The organism is Pseudoalteromonas sp. SG45-1, from assembly GCF_014164135.1.
GTDB classification, from domain to species: domain Bacteria; phylum Pseudomonadota; class Gammaproteobacteria; order Enterobacterales; family Alteromonadaceae; genus Pseudoalteromonas; species Pseudoalteromonas distincta.
Map to the genome: position 1 here is coordinate 231,098 of NZ_JACJEP010000004.1, position 14,800 is coordinate 245,897.

The window sequence follows — 14,800 nt, forward strand, 5'->3', positions numbered from 1 at the left end:
AAAAATAACCGTTACTTTTTAAAAAGTTATAAACACATAAGCAATAATACTGATTGATTAAGTATTTTACTTTTCTATTTTAAGGATTTCACAATGAGCAAGCCAACAGCGGGTAAATGCCCTGTTATGCACGGTAGTAATTCAGTTGTTTCTAAAGTAAACACCGATTGGTGGCCAAACACACTCAACTTAGACATTCTTCATCAACACGATACTAAATCAAATCCATACGGCACTAATTTTAACTACGCAGAAGAATTTAAATCTCTAGATTTAGACGAAGTAAAAGCCGACTTAAAAACCTTTATGACCGACAGCCAAGATTGGTGGCCTGCCGATTGGGGCCATTACGGTGGTTTAATGATTCGTATGGCATGGCACTCAGCGGGTACGTACCGTTTATCTGATGGTCGTGGTGGCGCAAGTACCGGTAATCAACGTTTCTCGCCTTTAAATTCATGGCCAGATAACGCAAGCTTAGATAAAGCACGCAGACTTTTATGGCCACTTAAGAAAAAATATGGTAACAAACTCTCATGGGCCGATTTATTTATTCTTGCTGGTAATATGGCATACGAATCAATGGGTCTTAAAATTTATGGTTTTGCGGGCGGCCGTGAAGACATTTGGCATCCAGAAAAAGATATTTACTGGGGTGCAGAAAAAGAATGGTTAGCACCAAGTGATGAACGCTACGACAATGTAGAAAAACCAGACACCATGGAAAACCCATTAGCCGCAGTACAAATGGGCCTAATTTACGTTAACCCTGAAGGTGTTAATGGTATACCCGATCCACAAAAAACGGCAGATCACGTACGTGAAACATTTGCTCGCATGGCGATGGACGATGAAGAAACCGCAGCGCTAACAGTGGGCGGCCATACAGTAGGTAAAACTCACGGTAATGGTAAAGCAGAGCACTTAGGTCCAGAGCCAGAAGCAGCAGACGTACACGAGCAAGGTTTAGGTTGGAACAGCACCAAAGAAGGCGGCTTTGGTCGTCATACTGTAACTTCTGGCCTTGAAGGTGCATGGACCACACACCCAACTACATGGGATAACGGATACTGCCACTTACTTTTAAATTACGAATGGGAACTTACTAAAAGCCCAGCTGGCGCTCATCAGTGGGAACCTGTAAATATTAAAGAAGAAGACAAACCAGTAGACGTAGAAGAACCATCAATTCGTTTAAACCCAATGATGACCGATGCCGATATGGCCATGAAAGTGGACCCTGCGTACCGTAAAATTATTGAGCGTTTTTATAACGACTTTGAATACTTCTCTGATGTATTTGCACGCGCATGGTTTAAGCTAACTCACCGCGATTTAGGTCCTAAAGCATGTTACTTAGGTAAAGATGTACCAAGTGAAGACCTAATTTGGCAAGATCCTATTCCTGCAGTTGATTACACATTATCAGACGATGAAATCACAAGCTTAAAAGCACAACTACTTGATTGCGGTGTAAGCGCGAGTGATTTAATAAATACAGCGTGGGATAGTGCGCGTACGTATCGTGGTTCTGATAAACGCGGTGGCGCAAATGGCGCACGTATTCGCCTAGCACCACAAAAAGATTGGCAAGGTAATGAGCCAGAGCGCTTAGCAAGTGTGCTTAGTGCCCTTGAAAAAGTACAAGCGGGTTTATCTAAACCAGTAAGCATGGCCGATTTAATCGTTTTAGGTGGTACAGCGGCTGTTGAACAAGCGGCAAAACAAGCCGGTGTTAATGTAACAGTACCATTTGCACCAGGACGAGGGGACGCAACAGACGAAATGACTGATGCAGAATCGTTCGATCCGCTTGAGCCTGTTCATGATGGATTTAGAAACTACCTTAAAAATGACTTTAGCGTATCCTCAGAAGAGCTATTGTTAGAGCGCAGCCAATTAATGGGCTTAACAGCACCAGAAATGACTGCACTTATGGGCGGCATGCGTGTACTAGGCACAAACTACGCAGGCACTAAACATGGTGTATTTACTGATAATGTAGGCACGCTATCTACCGACTTTTTTGTAAACCTAACCGACATGGCTAACAACTGGAAGCCACTAGAGCCAGGTATATATAATATTGTTGAGCGCAAAACAGGCACCATTAAATGGACTGCCACACGCGTAGATTTAGTATTTGGTTCAAACTCTATTTTACGTGCCCTAAGTGAGTTTTATGCACAAGACGATAATAAAGAACGTTTTGTACATGACTTTGTAAATGCATGGGTAAAAGTAATGAACGCAGACAGGTTCGATCTTAAATAATCTGTACGCTAAATAAAAACGGGGGAGTATTGAATACTCCCCCGTTTTTTATGCGTTTTAATTTCACGGCTAGATAAGCCCGCTTTTTTAAAGCAATAAAACTTATAAAAGTGCAAAAAGCTTTTGTAGTTGTGGCATATATTCGCTCACAAGTTCAAGGTTGTTTTCGCTTACTAAAGATTCTGTAGACTCCTCAGCTGCGCTTGACGATTTACCAAACGAACCCATTAATGAGCTAGCGCCTTTATCTTTAGCACTTTTCATACTTTGAAAACCGCCCATTACTTTATTAGCAGTTTCTTGATTATCAGCAGAAAGGCCCGACTTAAGATTTTCGATATAAGCCATTGATACTTCAGAACCTACAGTTACTAGCTGCTCTGGCGTAAAACCGTAACGGTTTGTAACACTCGCAAAGCTTTTGTATAGGTCTTGTTCTTTAATCATGCTTAATGCACTGTTAGCTAAAGAGCTTTGTTCGCCAACACTTTGATCTGCAGAACCACCTAGCATACTTGCTAAATCTAAGTTTTTTAACGACTCTTGGCTGCTTGCCCAGCTAGTCACAGCTGGAAGTGCTTTCATATAGCTTTGAAGTTGACCTTCGTTAATATCCTCTGCAAGGCTTGAGAAACTCATCGCTAATAAGCTAAGTGATACAAGTATTTTTTTCATTGAGCATTTCCTAGTATTAAAGTAGTGCCAATTAGAAACTAATAAGCAACACTTGCCAACACAAAATAAAATATTGGCTGATTTATAGTACAATTTATGAGAATTTATTTAAGTTCTAAGAATTTAGTTGATTCACCACAAGCTAATGTACTGATGATATAATGTATTTTTGACAAATAGAGCTGAACACAATGTTAACAATTTCAAATACTGTCACTATCGATGAATGGGAACTAGAGCTCACAGCTATTCGTTCGCAAGGTGCCGGTGGTCAAAATGTTAATAAAGTAGCAAGTGCAATTCATTTACGTTTTGACATTAACCGCTCTAAATTACCTGACTTCTACAAAGAACGCTTACTTGCATTAAATGATACAAGAATTACCAAAGACGGCGTCTTAATCATTAAAGCGCAAAGCCACCGTACCCAAGAGCTAAACAGAGAAGATGCCCTTAAGCGTTTAAAGGATTTAATCCTTAGTGCTACGGTAGTTAATAAAGCGCGTCGAGCCACCAAGCCCAGCCGTAATTCACAGCGAAAGCGCATGGACAAAAAAACCAAGCATGGGCAAAACAAAGCGCTACGCGGCAGCATAAAGTTTTAGCTTTAAATGGTATTAATAAAGTAGATTAGGGGCTTGATGTTTACATGCAGGCACTATTTTTACACCGTATTGCTTGTATAAAAATATAAGTGAGGGCTAGCCTCACTTATAATAACTATTAATATTTACTTAGCCATTTCTAAATCAGATTCTGCATCTGCCAACATTGCAAACTCTTCATCAGCGCTTTTAGCAACTAAGTGTTTTGAGCTGTAGCCAAAGTAATATACGGCGCCCACAATAAACAGCATCATAGTGTATAAAAATGCACGAGGGTCGAACGCATACACACCGGTTAATGCTATAAGCGAAAGTACTAAAGCAATACTTGAAGTTACTACACCACCAGGGGTTTTATACGGGCGAGGTAAATCAGGTTGTTTAACGCGTAGCAAAATATGGCTCAGCGCCATTAATGCATACGATACAGTTGCACCTACTACAGCCATTGCAAGTATTAAATCACCCTCACCACTAAGTGATACTAAAAAACCAAATACGGCAGGTACAATCAACGCACGTGCTGGCACTTTGCGATTAGTTGTAATCGACAACGAACGCGATAAATATCCGGCTCTAGATAAAGCAAACACTAAGCGACTATAACCATAAATAATAGAGAAAAACGAAGCAACTAAACCCGCAAGCCCTAATATATTTACTACAGTTGCTAAGCCCTCACTACCCGATGCATTTAATGCATCAACCAAAGGTACAGCACTTGCGCCCATTGCAGCAGCACCGCCAGCGCCAGGCACTAAAACAACAACTAAAAAAGCAGTAAATAACAAAAAGATCATTGCACCAATAATGCCTTTTGGCACATCTTTAGCGGGATCTTTTGCCTCTTCTGCAGCAAGCGGTACACCTTCCACCGCTAAAAATAACCACATGGCAAACGGTAATGCAGCCCAAACCCCGTACCAACCTAAAGGTAAAAACTCACTGGCTCCCACTGCATCGGTTACGGGGACGTCAAATAAGCGTGATGCATCAAAATTTGTAATTAAAACAAAAGCCGTTGCAATAATAGCTAATACTGCTAAACCACTTATTACCATCATTACTTTAAGTGCTTCTCCTACGCCTGCTAAATGAATTCCCACAAATAGTAAGTAAAATAATGCATATACCCATGGTCCATTAAATCCGGTAAGGGCTTCAACTGCAGAGCCTATAAAAATAACAATAGCAGCGGGTGCTAAGGCGTATTCAATTAATACCGCAAGCCCGGTTAAATAGCCTCCCGCAGGCCCCATAGCTTGGCGCGCAAAACTATAACCACCGCCTGCTGCAGGTATTGCAGCTGACATTTCAGCAAGCGACAATACCAGCGCTAAATACATAACTGCCATTAACACTGCAGCAATGGCAAAGCCACCCCAACCCGCTTCGGCAATACCAAAGTTCCAACCTGCAAAGTCACCCGATATTACATACGATACACCCAAACCTGCGAGTAATAACCACCCCGCAGTACCTCGTTTTAACTGTCTTTTAGCAAGGTACTCTGTATTATTAGTAGACATAACCCTTCTCCGTTGATGTTTAGTTTTTATTGTTTTATTTCACGTATTTTTAATTAGAATTACTCAGCAATTAAAAAGTTAGTGGTTGAAACCTGATGCTCAATTACATCGTCTTGTGTACGGTCTTTTAAATTAACCCCAGTTAGTTTTAGTTTTTTAGCTTCACGTAATAAGTACAGCGCACGCCTAGCCGCTTCTGTATAAGGTAGGCCTGCTGGGCGAATATTCGATATGCAATTACGACATGCATCGTTAAGTCCTGTTTTAGGCTCCCATGTTAAATACAAGCCAAGGCTATCTGGCGAACTAAGTCCTGGGCGCTCTCCTATTAACACCATAACCACCTGCGCATTTAGCAACTCACCTATATCGTCGCCAATTGCTACTCGACCTTGTTCAACCAAAGTAATGGGGGCAATTTTAAATTGCTTGTCTGTTGTAAGGTGCGCTAATAGCTCTGTTATAAATGGGCATGCATTTTTTTGTACCGCTAACGAGGAGAGTCCATCAACCACTACAATCGCTAAATCGTATTTAGCCTGTGTAGTGTGCTTTTGTTTATTCATATAGCTGAGAAGTATTTGCCTACCATTTTCATCAAGCTTGCGGCCTAAATCGGGTCGCTGAAGGTAAGTAACCCTGTCAACAGCTTGGCTGTGTAAATGCAGGGGAGGGGCAACATCTTTTAATACGCTAATACTGCCTAGTTGCTCAGTCATTTCGTTAATATCAAGCGGAAAACTCACTGCATCGCGCGCTTGTGCATGAGATAGCTGAAAAGCCAGCATTTCTGAGGTTGGCAAACTTATACCCGCACGCCCAAGCCCAATACGGGCGTCGGTAAAACGGCGTAAATCACTCCAAGGATTGTGCACTACATTACCGTTATTTTTATGCTTGTTTACTGAGTCATCTAAAGGAGTGCTCTGTTTTAAACGTGATTTCATGAGCCACCTCCAGTAATTGCACCCAGAGGTTTAGCAAAAGCGGGAGGCAAGGTATCTGAAAGTGTAATATCGGAAGTGCTTTGCATTATTTTCATTTTGCTTAGCCATGCTTCAAACTCAGGGGCAGGTCTAGAGCCAAGTACACGGCGAACATATAATGCATCATGAAACGACGTAGTTTGGTAATTAAGCATTATATCGTCAGAGCCAGGTATTCCCATTACAAACGAGCAACCAGCAACACCTAATAGCGTAAGCAAGTTATCCATATCGTTTTGATCAGCCTCTGCATGATTGGTGTAACACACGTCGCACCCCATCGGTATGCCTAGTAACTTAGCGCAAAAGTGATCCTCAAGTCCTGCTCGGGTAATTTCTTTACCATCAAACAAATATTCAGGGCCAATAAACCCCACCACGGTATTTACCAGTAACGGGTTAAACTTACGAGCAACGGCATAAGCGCGAGCTTCACACGTTTGCTGATCAAGCTCATGATGCGCATTTGCAGAAAGCGAACTGCCTTGCCCAGTTTCAAAATACATCACATTATTGCCAACAGTGCCGCGCTTTAAACTCAAAGCTGCATCTTGCGCTTCAGCTAAGGTATTTAAATTAAAACCAAAACTTGAATTAGTCGCCTCTGTGCCACCAATCGACTGAAATACTAAATCAACTGGTGCGCCAGCTTCTATACATTCAATGGTGTTAGTAACATGGGTGAGCACGCAACTTTGGGTCGGTATGGCGTACTTTTGAATAACATCATCCATTAACGTCATTAATTTAATGGCTTGGGCAACGTTATCGGTTGCTGGGTTTATACCTATTACTGCATCGCCATTACCGTATAGCAAACCATCAAGCATGCATGCAGCAATACCATTAATATCGTCAGTTGGGTGATTTGGTTGTAAACGTGTAGATAAATGCCCGGGGAGGCCAATAGTATTTCTAAAAGCACTCGTAACATGGCACTTTTTAGCAATTAATATGAGATCTTGATTGCGCATTATTTTGCTAACAGCAGCAGCCATTTCCGGCGTAATACCTTGCCTTATACTTGCAAGTACAGCAGGTGTTGCAAAGTCACTTAAAAGCCAATTACGAAAATCGCCTACGGTTAAATGTGCAATAGCCATAAAGGCATTTGCATCGTGCTCGTCAATAATTAAGCGTGTAATTTCGTCATCTTCGTAGGGAATAAGTACCTCATTTAAAAATGTTTTAAGAGGTATATCCGCCAATGTCATTTGTGCCACAGCACGTTCTTGTGCTGATTGTGCAATTACGCCCGCTAAGCGATCACCCGAACGCTGCGGTGTAGCTTTAGCCATTAACTGGGCTAAGTTCTTGAATTTATAAGTATGTGTACCTAAAGTGTAACTGTACGCTTGCCCCATGATTTACTCCACATAACTAATATGATCAACCTTGGTATAGGTTTTGCTGCATCTTTAGCTATAAATCAATATTGAATAGTTACAAGACAGCTTATTTTGTACCAAGTAACTATCGAATTTTGGCAAAAGATTATTTATTAAACCAATTCAATTGGTTACACACGAAAAGCGGTGTTAACTTAAGCATAATGAAAGTGTAACGAAAAAGAGCATCCCCGATATGGCGCAGCAAAGTAGCTTTAACGCACCACTAAAGAGCAAGGTGCAAACACACGATATAGACGAGCAAGCGCATAGCCTTACTCAATGGCAGCAAAAATACGATCAAATGAGCGACGGCAGCTTTTATGGTTGTATTGAAGAAACGGATTACGCCAATATTCATGTGTTTAAAGAATACACTGAGCGAGCGCTTCGTCAGCAATGTAACATAGCCCCTAATTCGGTTTGGCTCGGCATTCCTTGTCAGTCACAGCAAAGTAAAATTAATGGTTTAAGTGTGGCAAGTAATCAATTTATGTGCCGTACCAGTGATAACGACTTTGAGTTGATAACCCCTGAGCAATTTAATATTTATGGTTTGGTAATCGATTGGAACTCAATTGAATATATGGCGCAGCTTCAAGGCGTAACATTGAAAAACCTGGCATCTGCACAATCAGCTCGTTTATCGGTGAGCAACTCATCTTTGCAAACGGCAAGACAAATAATTAATAGCATGGTTGTAGGCAAGGGCTTTGGACTTAGAACCGAATCACAACAAGATATGCTAAACATGTTGGCACTACACTTATTACAAGCAGACAATACGCAGCAAAATATTGCGCCAAGTTATAAACACCGCAAAGCCGTAGTAGATAAAGTAAAAGATTACGTGGCCACAAATCCACAAAACCCAATAACCATAACCGAGCTGTGCGAGCTTTCCTTTGTAAGTAGGCGCACACTTCAGTATAGCTTTGAGAGTATTTTAGGAATTAACCCTTTGCGGTTTTTACGTTTAACACGCTTAAATAACGTAAGGCGAGAGCTAAAAAAACCAAACCAAGATAAGCCCATTTCAGTAATAGCAGCCAATTGGGGATTTTGGCACGCGGGACAATTTGCTAAAGATTACACGCAACTATTTGGTGAAAACCCATCACAAACAGTTAAAAATAATAGTTTTAAAGGTTAAAAACTACACTTCTAACGTGAGCACGTTTCTTCTACAGACCATACTTTAACTTGAGTTAAACACCTGTGGACGCGCAGCTTGCTGGCGTTTAAAAGCACCGCTTTTACATTTAGTCGGATGCATTAGTAAACAAGTAATTAAATCACCACCGAGAAGTGAAGGAGAAAACAAGGAGTAGTGACTAACCATTACTCGTGTTTTCTTTGTGTAGCGCACAGCGCCTCGGTGGTGAAATATCATATAACTTAAAAAAATGGACTTTGTCTGCTCATTTACTCCTCTTTTTCTTCTCTTTGTGCATTCATATTTTAAGGGCTGTTATTCACAAAGAGGTTTAGAGGCGCTGCGCTTTTAGAGGGTAGCTTGGAAGTTAAAATAATAAAGAACTAAAAGTAAAAGCGAGGTATAAAACCTCGCTTATTATATTCAAAAGCCCTATTTGATCGGTGCTAATTAAGCCGCGATTAAATAGGACTCTTGTCCTGAATGTTTGTTGCTACGTTTAAACGAGCCTTTGCCTTTTTTAGCTTTAACCACTTGTGGTTTAAATAATTTAGAGGTGACCATTGCCGCTAGTGCATTGTGGTTTATAACGCCTCGCCCTGTGTCTACCGCGCTGGTGTTTGCGGTTTTTGTTTTAGATTTTTTAGTCATATATTTCCTATCAACTAATGGTTATTTTAAGTTAAATAATAAAGAGGCTTTTATATTGGCCTATTTAAGAGATGGCGATTGTAGGCTTAATTTTCAACCGCGCAAGTATTTTTAACATCCATTTGGTAGTTTTTTAATAATAAAAAAGCATAAAAAAGCGCAGTTAATAACTGCGCTTAATATTACTTTAGTTTGCTTGATAAATTAAAAACTAAAGCTTACTTTTGCGTAGTACGTTCTGCCGTCAAAGCCGTATGGCAATGCGCGTACTGGGTATTTAAATGCGCCGTTGGTGATAAAATTAAGTACTTCGTCATCACCTAATTCATCTGGTGTTTCGTCAAATACGTTATCGGCACCTACCGAAAGCGCAAACATGTCATTAATTTGGTAACTAACATTTAAATCAACTAACACAGCAGACTCAACCGTACTTGTTGGTTTAAATGACCCCGTAGGCGAAAGCTCACCTGGTAATGAAATATGGTCGTTACCAAAGTATTTTACGTCTGTTTCACCAAAGTAGTTAAAGCGAATGGTTGATGTGTAGGCATCGCGTTCGTAGTCAAACGTAAGTGTTGCACGCTCACTTGGTTGTCCGTCGGTAAAAAAGCTGCGTTGTAAATCATCAAAAGCAACCGCTTCAGGAATACCGTCTTCTGCATTTACGCTGTCAATTTTAGTATCGTTTAGGTTACCTGCAAAGGTTACTCCTAAATTACCGCCTTCAACTTCAGTGCGGTACGATGCAATAATATCAACACCTTGTGTAGTAGAATCAACCGAGTTTGAGAAGTAGTTAGCTTGCACTGCACCAGTTGCTTGTAGCGCTGCAACCGCTTCTGAGCTAAACGATACATCGTCAGCCGAAAGCAAGCTGCCAAGTGTAATACGGTCTTCAATTTCTACGCGGTAAAAATCAACCGTTAACGAAAGCTCGCTTGTTACATCGTAAACAAAACCTGCACTGTAGTTTGTTGATGTTTCAAGCTCTAAGCTATCTACGCCTAGCGCACTTGGGAAAGCGGTCCCTGTGTTTGCCGTGAACGACTGCGTTAATGTGCCGTCTGAGCCTAAGTTAGTTGTAAAAGCTGTATAACCACTTTGTTGAAGTGATGGCGCTCTAAAACCAGTAGACAGTGCACCACGTACTGCAAAGTCATCTGAAAATTCATAGCGTGTTGCTAATTTACCAATTAAATCATCCCCAGCATCTGAGAAATCTTCATAACGTAGCGCACCACTGACGTTCCATGCGTCGGTGATCATAGTTTCTACGTCTACATAAACTGCGTAGCTGTTACGGTCGCTGTCGTTAGCCGCTTCAGGGCGTAGGCCGTTATAAGCTTGAAAACCACACTGTGCAAATTGATCTGGATCGTTTACTGATGGGTACGAAGTATCCATATTTGCTAACCCACACGCGTATGATGCTTCATCGCCAGGCACTATTTCGTAGTTTTCTTTACGGTATTCGGCGCCTACTGTTACATATAAAGGCTCACTACGGCCAATATCTACAATACCGTTTACATCAAGGTTAACCGTTGTTTGATCGAATCTAAAACCACCTGAGTAACCGCCAGTAGGCCCTGAGTTTGCTGCAATGTCGGCATCGCTTGCATCTGGGTTATTAAATAAATACTCAGCCGCGTAAGAAGCATTTAATGTATTGCGTGATGTAAAATCGTATTGGTTTTCACCATAAACAGCCGATACATCGTAAGTCCAATCTGTGTTTATATCGCCTTTAAACCCAAGTGCTACTGAAATATCTTGTGCTTCGTTATATATGCGCGGTAAAAAACCATCACTATATACTTGGGTTACGTTTTTAGACGCTTCGTTAAAGTTACGGTAAAAACCATTACCCAGCGCCGTGCGCTCAGAGTAGCCACCAAACGAGTAAAGCTCGCCGTCGCCCATTGGTAATGCCATGTTGTAAAATAGCGACGTAAATTCACTTTCTGAGTTACCTTGGCCCCAGCGTACATCTTCACTTAGCGTACCTGGCTCAACATTAAGCGAACCCCCCGTATCGCGCTCGGCACGGTTAGTGCCGTCGGCATCACGGTACTCAAGCGATAGGTTAATAAAGCCGCCTTCGTTACCTAATTCAAAACCACGGTTTAAACCTGCTGAAATAGTGTCGCCGTCACCTTCACTTGTGCCGCCGTATTGTACAAAACCCGTTGTAATACCGGTTGAGTTATTAAGAGATAAGTTAATAACACCTGCAATAGCATCAGAGCCATACTGCGCTGCAGCGCCGTCGCGTAATACTTCAACGCCTTTAAGTGCTGTTAGCGGAATGGCATTCATATCAGTACCCGCAGCGCCTGCGCCTACTGTACCGTTAAGGCCAAAAATTGATTGGTTATGACGACGTTTACCATTTACTAATACAAGGGTTTGATCTGGTTGTAAGCCACGAAGTGTTGCAGGTCTAAATAAATCAGAACCGTCTGAAACTTGTGTACGCGAAAAGTTAAATGAAGGCGCTGTCGCTTGAAGGCTTTGGCCTAATTCGGTAAAACCACCTTTAGTTAAATCATCCGCGTCAATTAAATCAATAGGAGAAGAAGACTCTGTAGAGGTACGGTTAGATACACGCGATCCTAATACAGATATTTGCTCTATGTTTTTAGCAGCTTGCACTGGTGCTTCTTCAGCGTTAACAATGCTTGGTGCGCTAAACGCGAAAGCAACGGCTACAGCAAGTGTGTTTAAACGGTATGTTGACATAGTGACGACCCTGTTTTTTGTATTCTTAATAATATGTGTGTGGTTATGATGCTCACAACCTGTTGCAAACATCCTAGCAACATATGCAAACAAAAAGAAATGAAAAAAACTAAATATTTGGTCTAAGTATGCAAATAAACTTCAAGATAAGAAAAAACCACATCAAATCGGTTAAAATACGTGCTAAGAAGGGATTAAACATCAAAAAACAGAATGTTTAACACTTTATTTACAATGTGGTTTTGTTCGTTATTTTACACTTTTAAAGGTAATAGGCAGCGAATGGTCGTACCTGTGCCTAATGTACTGTTAACTTCTACTTTTCCACCGTGATCGCTCACCATAGCGTATACAAGTGTCATACCCATACCGGTGCCTTTTCCGACTTCTTTTGTTGTGTAAAAAGGGTCAAACATATGTGCTATTGTGTCTTCATTCATGCCACAACCGTTATCTTTTATTTCAATACAAATATTTGTGTGTAGTTCAAAAATATTGACTTCAATAATGCAGCCTTTTTCTAAATCTAACTCGCAAGCTTGCCAAGCATTCATTAAAAGATTTACAAAAATCTGATTAATTGACGATAAATTGCACCAAATAAGTGGTAGGGGTTCAAACCGCGTTTTTATTTCGCATAATTTAAGTTTGCTACTTAATAATCTTAAAGCATTATTAGCACCCGTTGTTACATCGGCTAATTGTTTATCTTGAGAAGAGGTGGGGTGGGCAAAGTTTAATAAGTCATGCACTATTTGTTTTATACGTTTAAGTCCTTCAACGCTGTCGTTAATTTGTCCCTGCAAATTGTTATAAATCCACGCGTACGGATACTGTAAATTGAGTATGTCGATTTCGTGTTTAAAACGGCTCTCTTTAATTTCGTTATTTAAATATTGTTCGTTAAGTTTTAGCAGCGCTACAAGTAAAGGGCTTGCGTTTTGTAGGCTCTCTACGTTACTCATTGCATAGGCAAGTGGGGTATTTATTTCGTGGGCAACGCCTGCGCTCAGTGTACCTAAGGTTGCCATTTTTTCTGTTTGCACAAACAGCATTTGTTGGTGTTCTAAGTCGGCTACTTTTTTTTGTAGTTCATTATTTATGGCAACTAAAACGCTACTTTTATCTTTGAGTAATTGCTCTGCAGCTAAGCGCAGCTTTTGTTCGTTTAAAAAAGCACGTTCAAAATTACCATCTGATCCATCCATTCCCTTCATCCATATAGATAACTTTATACTTAACGTTTAGTCGTCTGTATGCAAATTTGCAACTTTAGTGCAGCCAAGGCCTAATATTATGCATAAGTAATTATCTACTTATTGCTAATAACTCCATTATGTAAATACCACTTAATATAAAAGGTAGGCACAAACACACCATAGAGTATTTTTTTAAGCTATTATTTAACCAGAAGTAATTTAAAGGCGACTCAATGACTCAAGTAACACCAAGCATACCAATAAATCAGGTTGATGTACTTTGCATTGATGATGATGAAATAGTACTACGCACGTTAACACGGCTACTTGAAGTAAATGGCCTGTCGGTTATTGTTTGCGATAACCCGCAAAGTGCACTAACGCTTTTTAAAAATCATGAGTTTGGTTTAATTATTAGCGATATGCGTATGCCGGTAATGAACGGTGCCGAGTTTTTAGAAAAAGCGCGTGCGCTGGCACCCGACACCCAACGCATTTTATTAACCGGCTACGCCGACATACAAACCACCTTAGCGGCTGTTAATCAGGGCCAAATAAATGGTTATATTCAAAAGCCTTGGCAAAACGATTTATTACTTCGTAGCATTAGAGATAGCCTAGAAAAATTTGCACTAAAAAAACAAAATCAAAAATTAGAGGCACAAGTTAAAGCGCAAAACCAAGAGTTGCTAGAGCTTAATAACTCGCTTGAACAACGAGTAGAAAAACGCACCTTACAAATCAAACAGGTTTTAAAAAAGCTTGAAGACGCCAACGAGCGCGAAAAACAAGAGCATAAATCGACCGTAGAGCTGCTATATAATTTTGTTAACGCAAACCCTTACCTAGATGGTAACAAAGCACAAAATATTGCTAATACCTGTACACAAATAGCACTTTATTTAAACTTGTCGCAAAAAAGCATTGATCTTGCCCCTATGGCTGGTTACTTGGCGCAAATAGGCTTGCTTGCTATGGATCCTGATCTTTATAAAAAACCAGTTAACCGCTTAAACGAGCAGCAACGCAAAACCTTTTATACTCATCCAAGTACTGCACAATTAATGTTAATGCCAGCAATACATTTACATGACTTGTCGGATGCTATTTATTATCAGTTTGAGCGCTTTAACGGAAACGGAATGCCCAAAGGCCTTGCCGGAAACGACATACCGATAGGCGCTATGGTGCTAGGTTTAGCGCGCGACTATTGGGACGCGTTTGAGCAAAGCAATGCAAGTGATGAAAAGCAGCGCCACGATGACGCACTCGAAAGTGTAAAACTTTATAGTGGATCGTTTTATCATCCTAAAATTGTACGTGCACTTGAAGCAAGCCATGCAAAACTACATGAACAAAAAAGTTCAGCAGGATCAGTGCTAATTTGTAACGCCCATGAACTCAAAGAGCAAATGGTACTGGGCCATGCTCTACACAGCCATACGGGCATAATGTTGCTGCCTAAGGGTCATGTATTTGGCAGTAAATCGATAGAAAAACTCCAACAGCTAGAATCGAAAAAACCAACCCCGTTTAGAATAATGGTGAAAACTGCTAAATGATTGATCTAAACCGCAGTTTTTTTCGTTACA

The 14,800-nt window shown here is 40.7% G+C and carries 11 protein-coding genes; 4 read left to right on the top strand and 7 right to left on the bottom strand.

Going from position 1 to position 14,800, the window contains the following annotated elements; all coding sequences use genetic code 11:
* The first annotated feature begins 93 nt into the window (after positions 1-93).
* Positions 94-2,274, top strand: coding sequence for a catalase/peroxidase HPI (gene katG, locus H5117_RS05945; protein WP_182736598.1), 2,181 nt, complete (start codon positions 94-96; stop codon positions 2,272-2,274).
* A gap of 102 nt (positions 2,275-2,376) precedes the next feature.
* Here katG and H5117_RS05950 read toward each other — a convergent pair whose 3' ends face one another.
* Positions 2,377-2,949, bottom strand: coding sequence for a short-chain dehydrogenase (locus tag H5117_RS05950; protein WP_182733095.1), 573 nt, complete (start codon positions 2,947-2,949; stop codon positions 2,377-2,379).
* Between the two features lie 191 nt (positions 2,950-3,140).
* On the opposite strand from H5117_RS05950, the gene arfB reads away from it, so the two are divergent.
* Positions 3,141-3,554, top strand: coding sequence for an alternative ribosome rescue aminoacyl-tRNA hydrolase ArfB (arfB, locus tag H5117_RS05955; RefSeq protein WP_002959105.1), 414 nt, complete (start codon positions 3,141-3,143; stop codon positions 3,552-3,554).
* 125 nt (positions 3,555-3,679) lie between these two features.
* On the opposite strand, the gene eat is transcribed toward arfB, so the two are convergent.
* From eat to H5117_RS05970, 3 genes are read right to left on the bottom strand one after another with little or no spacing between them, the layout of a single operon-like run.
* On the bottom strand, positions 3,680-5,083 hold the full coding sequence (gene eat / locus H5117_RS05960) for an ethanolamine permease (protein WP_182736600.1): 1,404 nt from the start codon (positions 5,081-5,083) through the stop codon (positions 3,680-3,682).
* 59 nt (positions 5,084-5,142) lie between these two features.
* Positions 5,143-6,030: an ethanolamine ammonia-lyase subunit EutC gene (gene eutC / locus H5117_RS05965; protein ID WP_024594887.1), complete on the bottom strand. Its 888-nt coding sequence runs from the start codon at positions 6,028-6,030 to the stop codon at positions 5,143-5,145.
* On the bottom strand, positions 6,027-7,433 hold the full coding sequence (locus H5117_RS05970; protein ID WP_182695276.1) for an ethanolamine ammonia-lyase subunit EutB: 1,407 nt from the start codon (positions 7,431-7,433) through the stop codon (positions 6,027-6,029). The genes eutC and H5117_RS05970 overlap by 4 nt, the downstream gene beginning before the upstream one ends.
* Positions 7,434-7,653: 220 nt before the next feature.
* Here H5117_RS05970 and H5117_RS05975 point away from each other — a divergent pair, with 220 nt between their 5' ends.
* The gene (locus tag H5117_RS05975; protein WP_182693224.1) at positions 7,654-8,610 is read left to right on the top strand and encodes a helix-turn-helix domain-containing protein; all 957 of its coding nucleotides are present in this window, start codon (positions 7,654-7,656) and stop codon (positions 8,608-8,610) included.
* A 453-nt stretch (positions 8,611-9,063) separates the two neighbouring features.
* Here the strand turns inward: H5117_RS05975 and arfA are convergent, their stop codons facing one another.
* The 3 genes from arfA to H5117_RS05990 form a co-directional block, all read right to left on the bottom strand.
* Positions 9,064-9,264 carry a ribosome alternative rescue factor ArfA gene (arfA, locus tag H5117_RS05980; protein ID WP_182695274.1) on the bottom strand — a complete coding sequence of 67 codons (201 nt, stop codon included), beginning with the start codon at positions 9,262-9,264 and terminating at the stop codon, positions 9,064-9,066.
* 204 nt (positions 9,265-9,468) lie between these two features.
* Positions 9,469-12,009 (bottom strand): TonB-dependent siderophore receptor, encoded by a 2,541-nt coding sequence (locus H5117_RS05985; protein ID WP_024597458.1) that lies wholly within the window; start codon positions 12,007-12,009, stop codon positions 9,469-9,471.
* A 254-nt stretch (positions 12,010-12,263) separates the two neighbouring features.
* Positions 12,264-13,217 carry a sensor histidine kinase gene (locus H5117_RS05990; protein ID WP_182693303.1) on the bottom strand — a complete coding sequence of 318 codons (954 nt, stop codon included), beginning with the start codon at positions 13,215-13,217 and terminating at the stop codon, positions 12,264-12,266.
* Positions 13,218-13,441: 224 nt separating this feature from the next.
* Here H5117_RS05990 and H5117_RS05995 point away from each other — a divergent pair, with 224 nt between their 5' ends.
* Positions 13,442-14,770, top strand: a complete 1,329-nt coding sequence (locus H5117_RS05995) for an HD domain-containing phosphohydrolase (protein ID WP_182695272.1) — start codon at positions 13,442-13,444, stop codon at positions 14,768-14,770.
* Positions 14,771-14,800 lie beyond the last annotated feature (30 nt).

Excerpts from the sequence above, each read along its gene's own strand:
- katG (WP_182736598.1), top strand. The coding sequence starts at position 94 with ATGAGCAAGCCAACAGCGGGTAAATGCCCTGTTATGCACGGTAGTAAT.
- H5117_RS05950 (WP_182733095.1), bottom strand. The coding sequence starts at position 2,949 with ATGAAAAAAATACTTGTATCACTTAGCTTATTAGCGATGAGTTTCTCA.
- arfB (WP_002959105.1), top strand. The coding sequence starts at position 3,141 with ATGTTAACAATTTCAAATACTGTCACTATCGATGAATGGGAACTAGAG.
- eat (WP_182736600.1), bottom strand. The coding sequence starts at position 5,083 with ATGTCTACTAATAATACAGAGTACCTTGCTAAAAGACAGTTAAAACGA.
- eutC (WP_024594887.1), bottom strand. The coding sequence starts at position 6,030 with ATGAAATCACGTTTAAAACAGAGCACTCCTTTAGATGACTCAGTAAAC.
- H5117_RS05970 (WP_182695276.1), bottom strand. The coding sequence starts at position 7,433 with ATGGGGCAAGCGTACAGTTACACTTTAGGTACACATACTTATAAATTC.
- H5117_RS05975 (WP_182693224.1), top strand. The coding sequence starts at position 7,654 with ATGGCGCAGCAAAGTAGCTTTAACGCACCACTAAAGAGCAAGGTGCAA.
- arfA (WP_182695274.1), bottom strand. The coding sequence starts at position 9,264 with ATGACTAAAAAATCTAAAACAAAAACCGCAAACACCAGCGCGGTAGAC.
- H5117_RS05985 (WP_024597458.1), bottom strand. The coding sequence starts at position 12,009 with ATGTCAACATACCGTTTAAACACACTTGCTGTAGCCGTTGCTTTCGCG.
- H5117_RS05990 (WP_182693303.1), bottom strand. The coding sequence starts at position 13,217 with ATGGATGGATCAGATGGTAATTTTGAACGTGCTTTTTTAAACGAACAA.
- H5117_RS05995 (WP_182695272.1), top strand. The coding sequence starts at position 13,442 with ATGACTCAAGTAACACCAAGCATACCAATAAATCAGGTTGATGTACTT.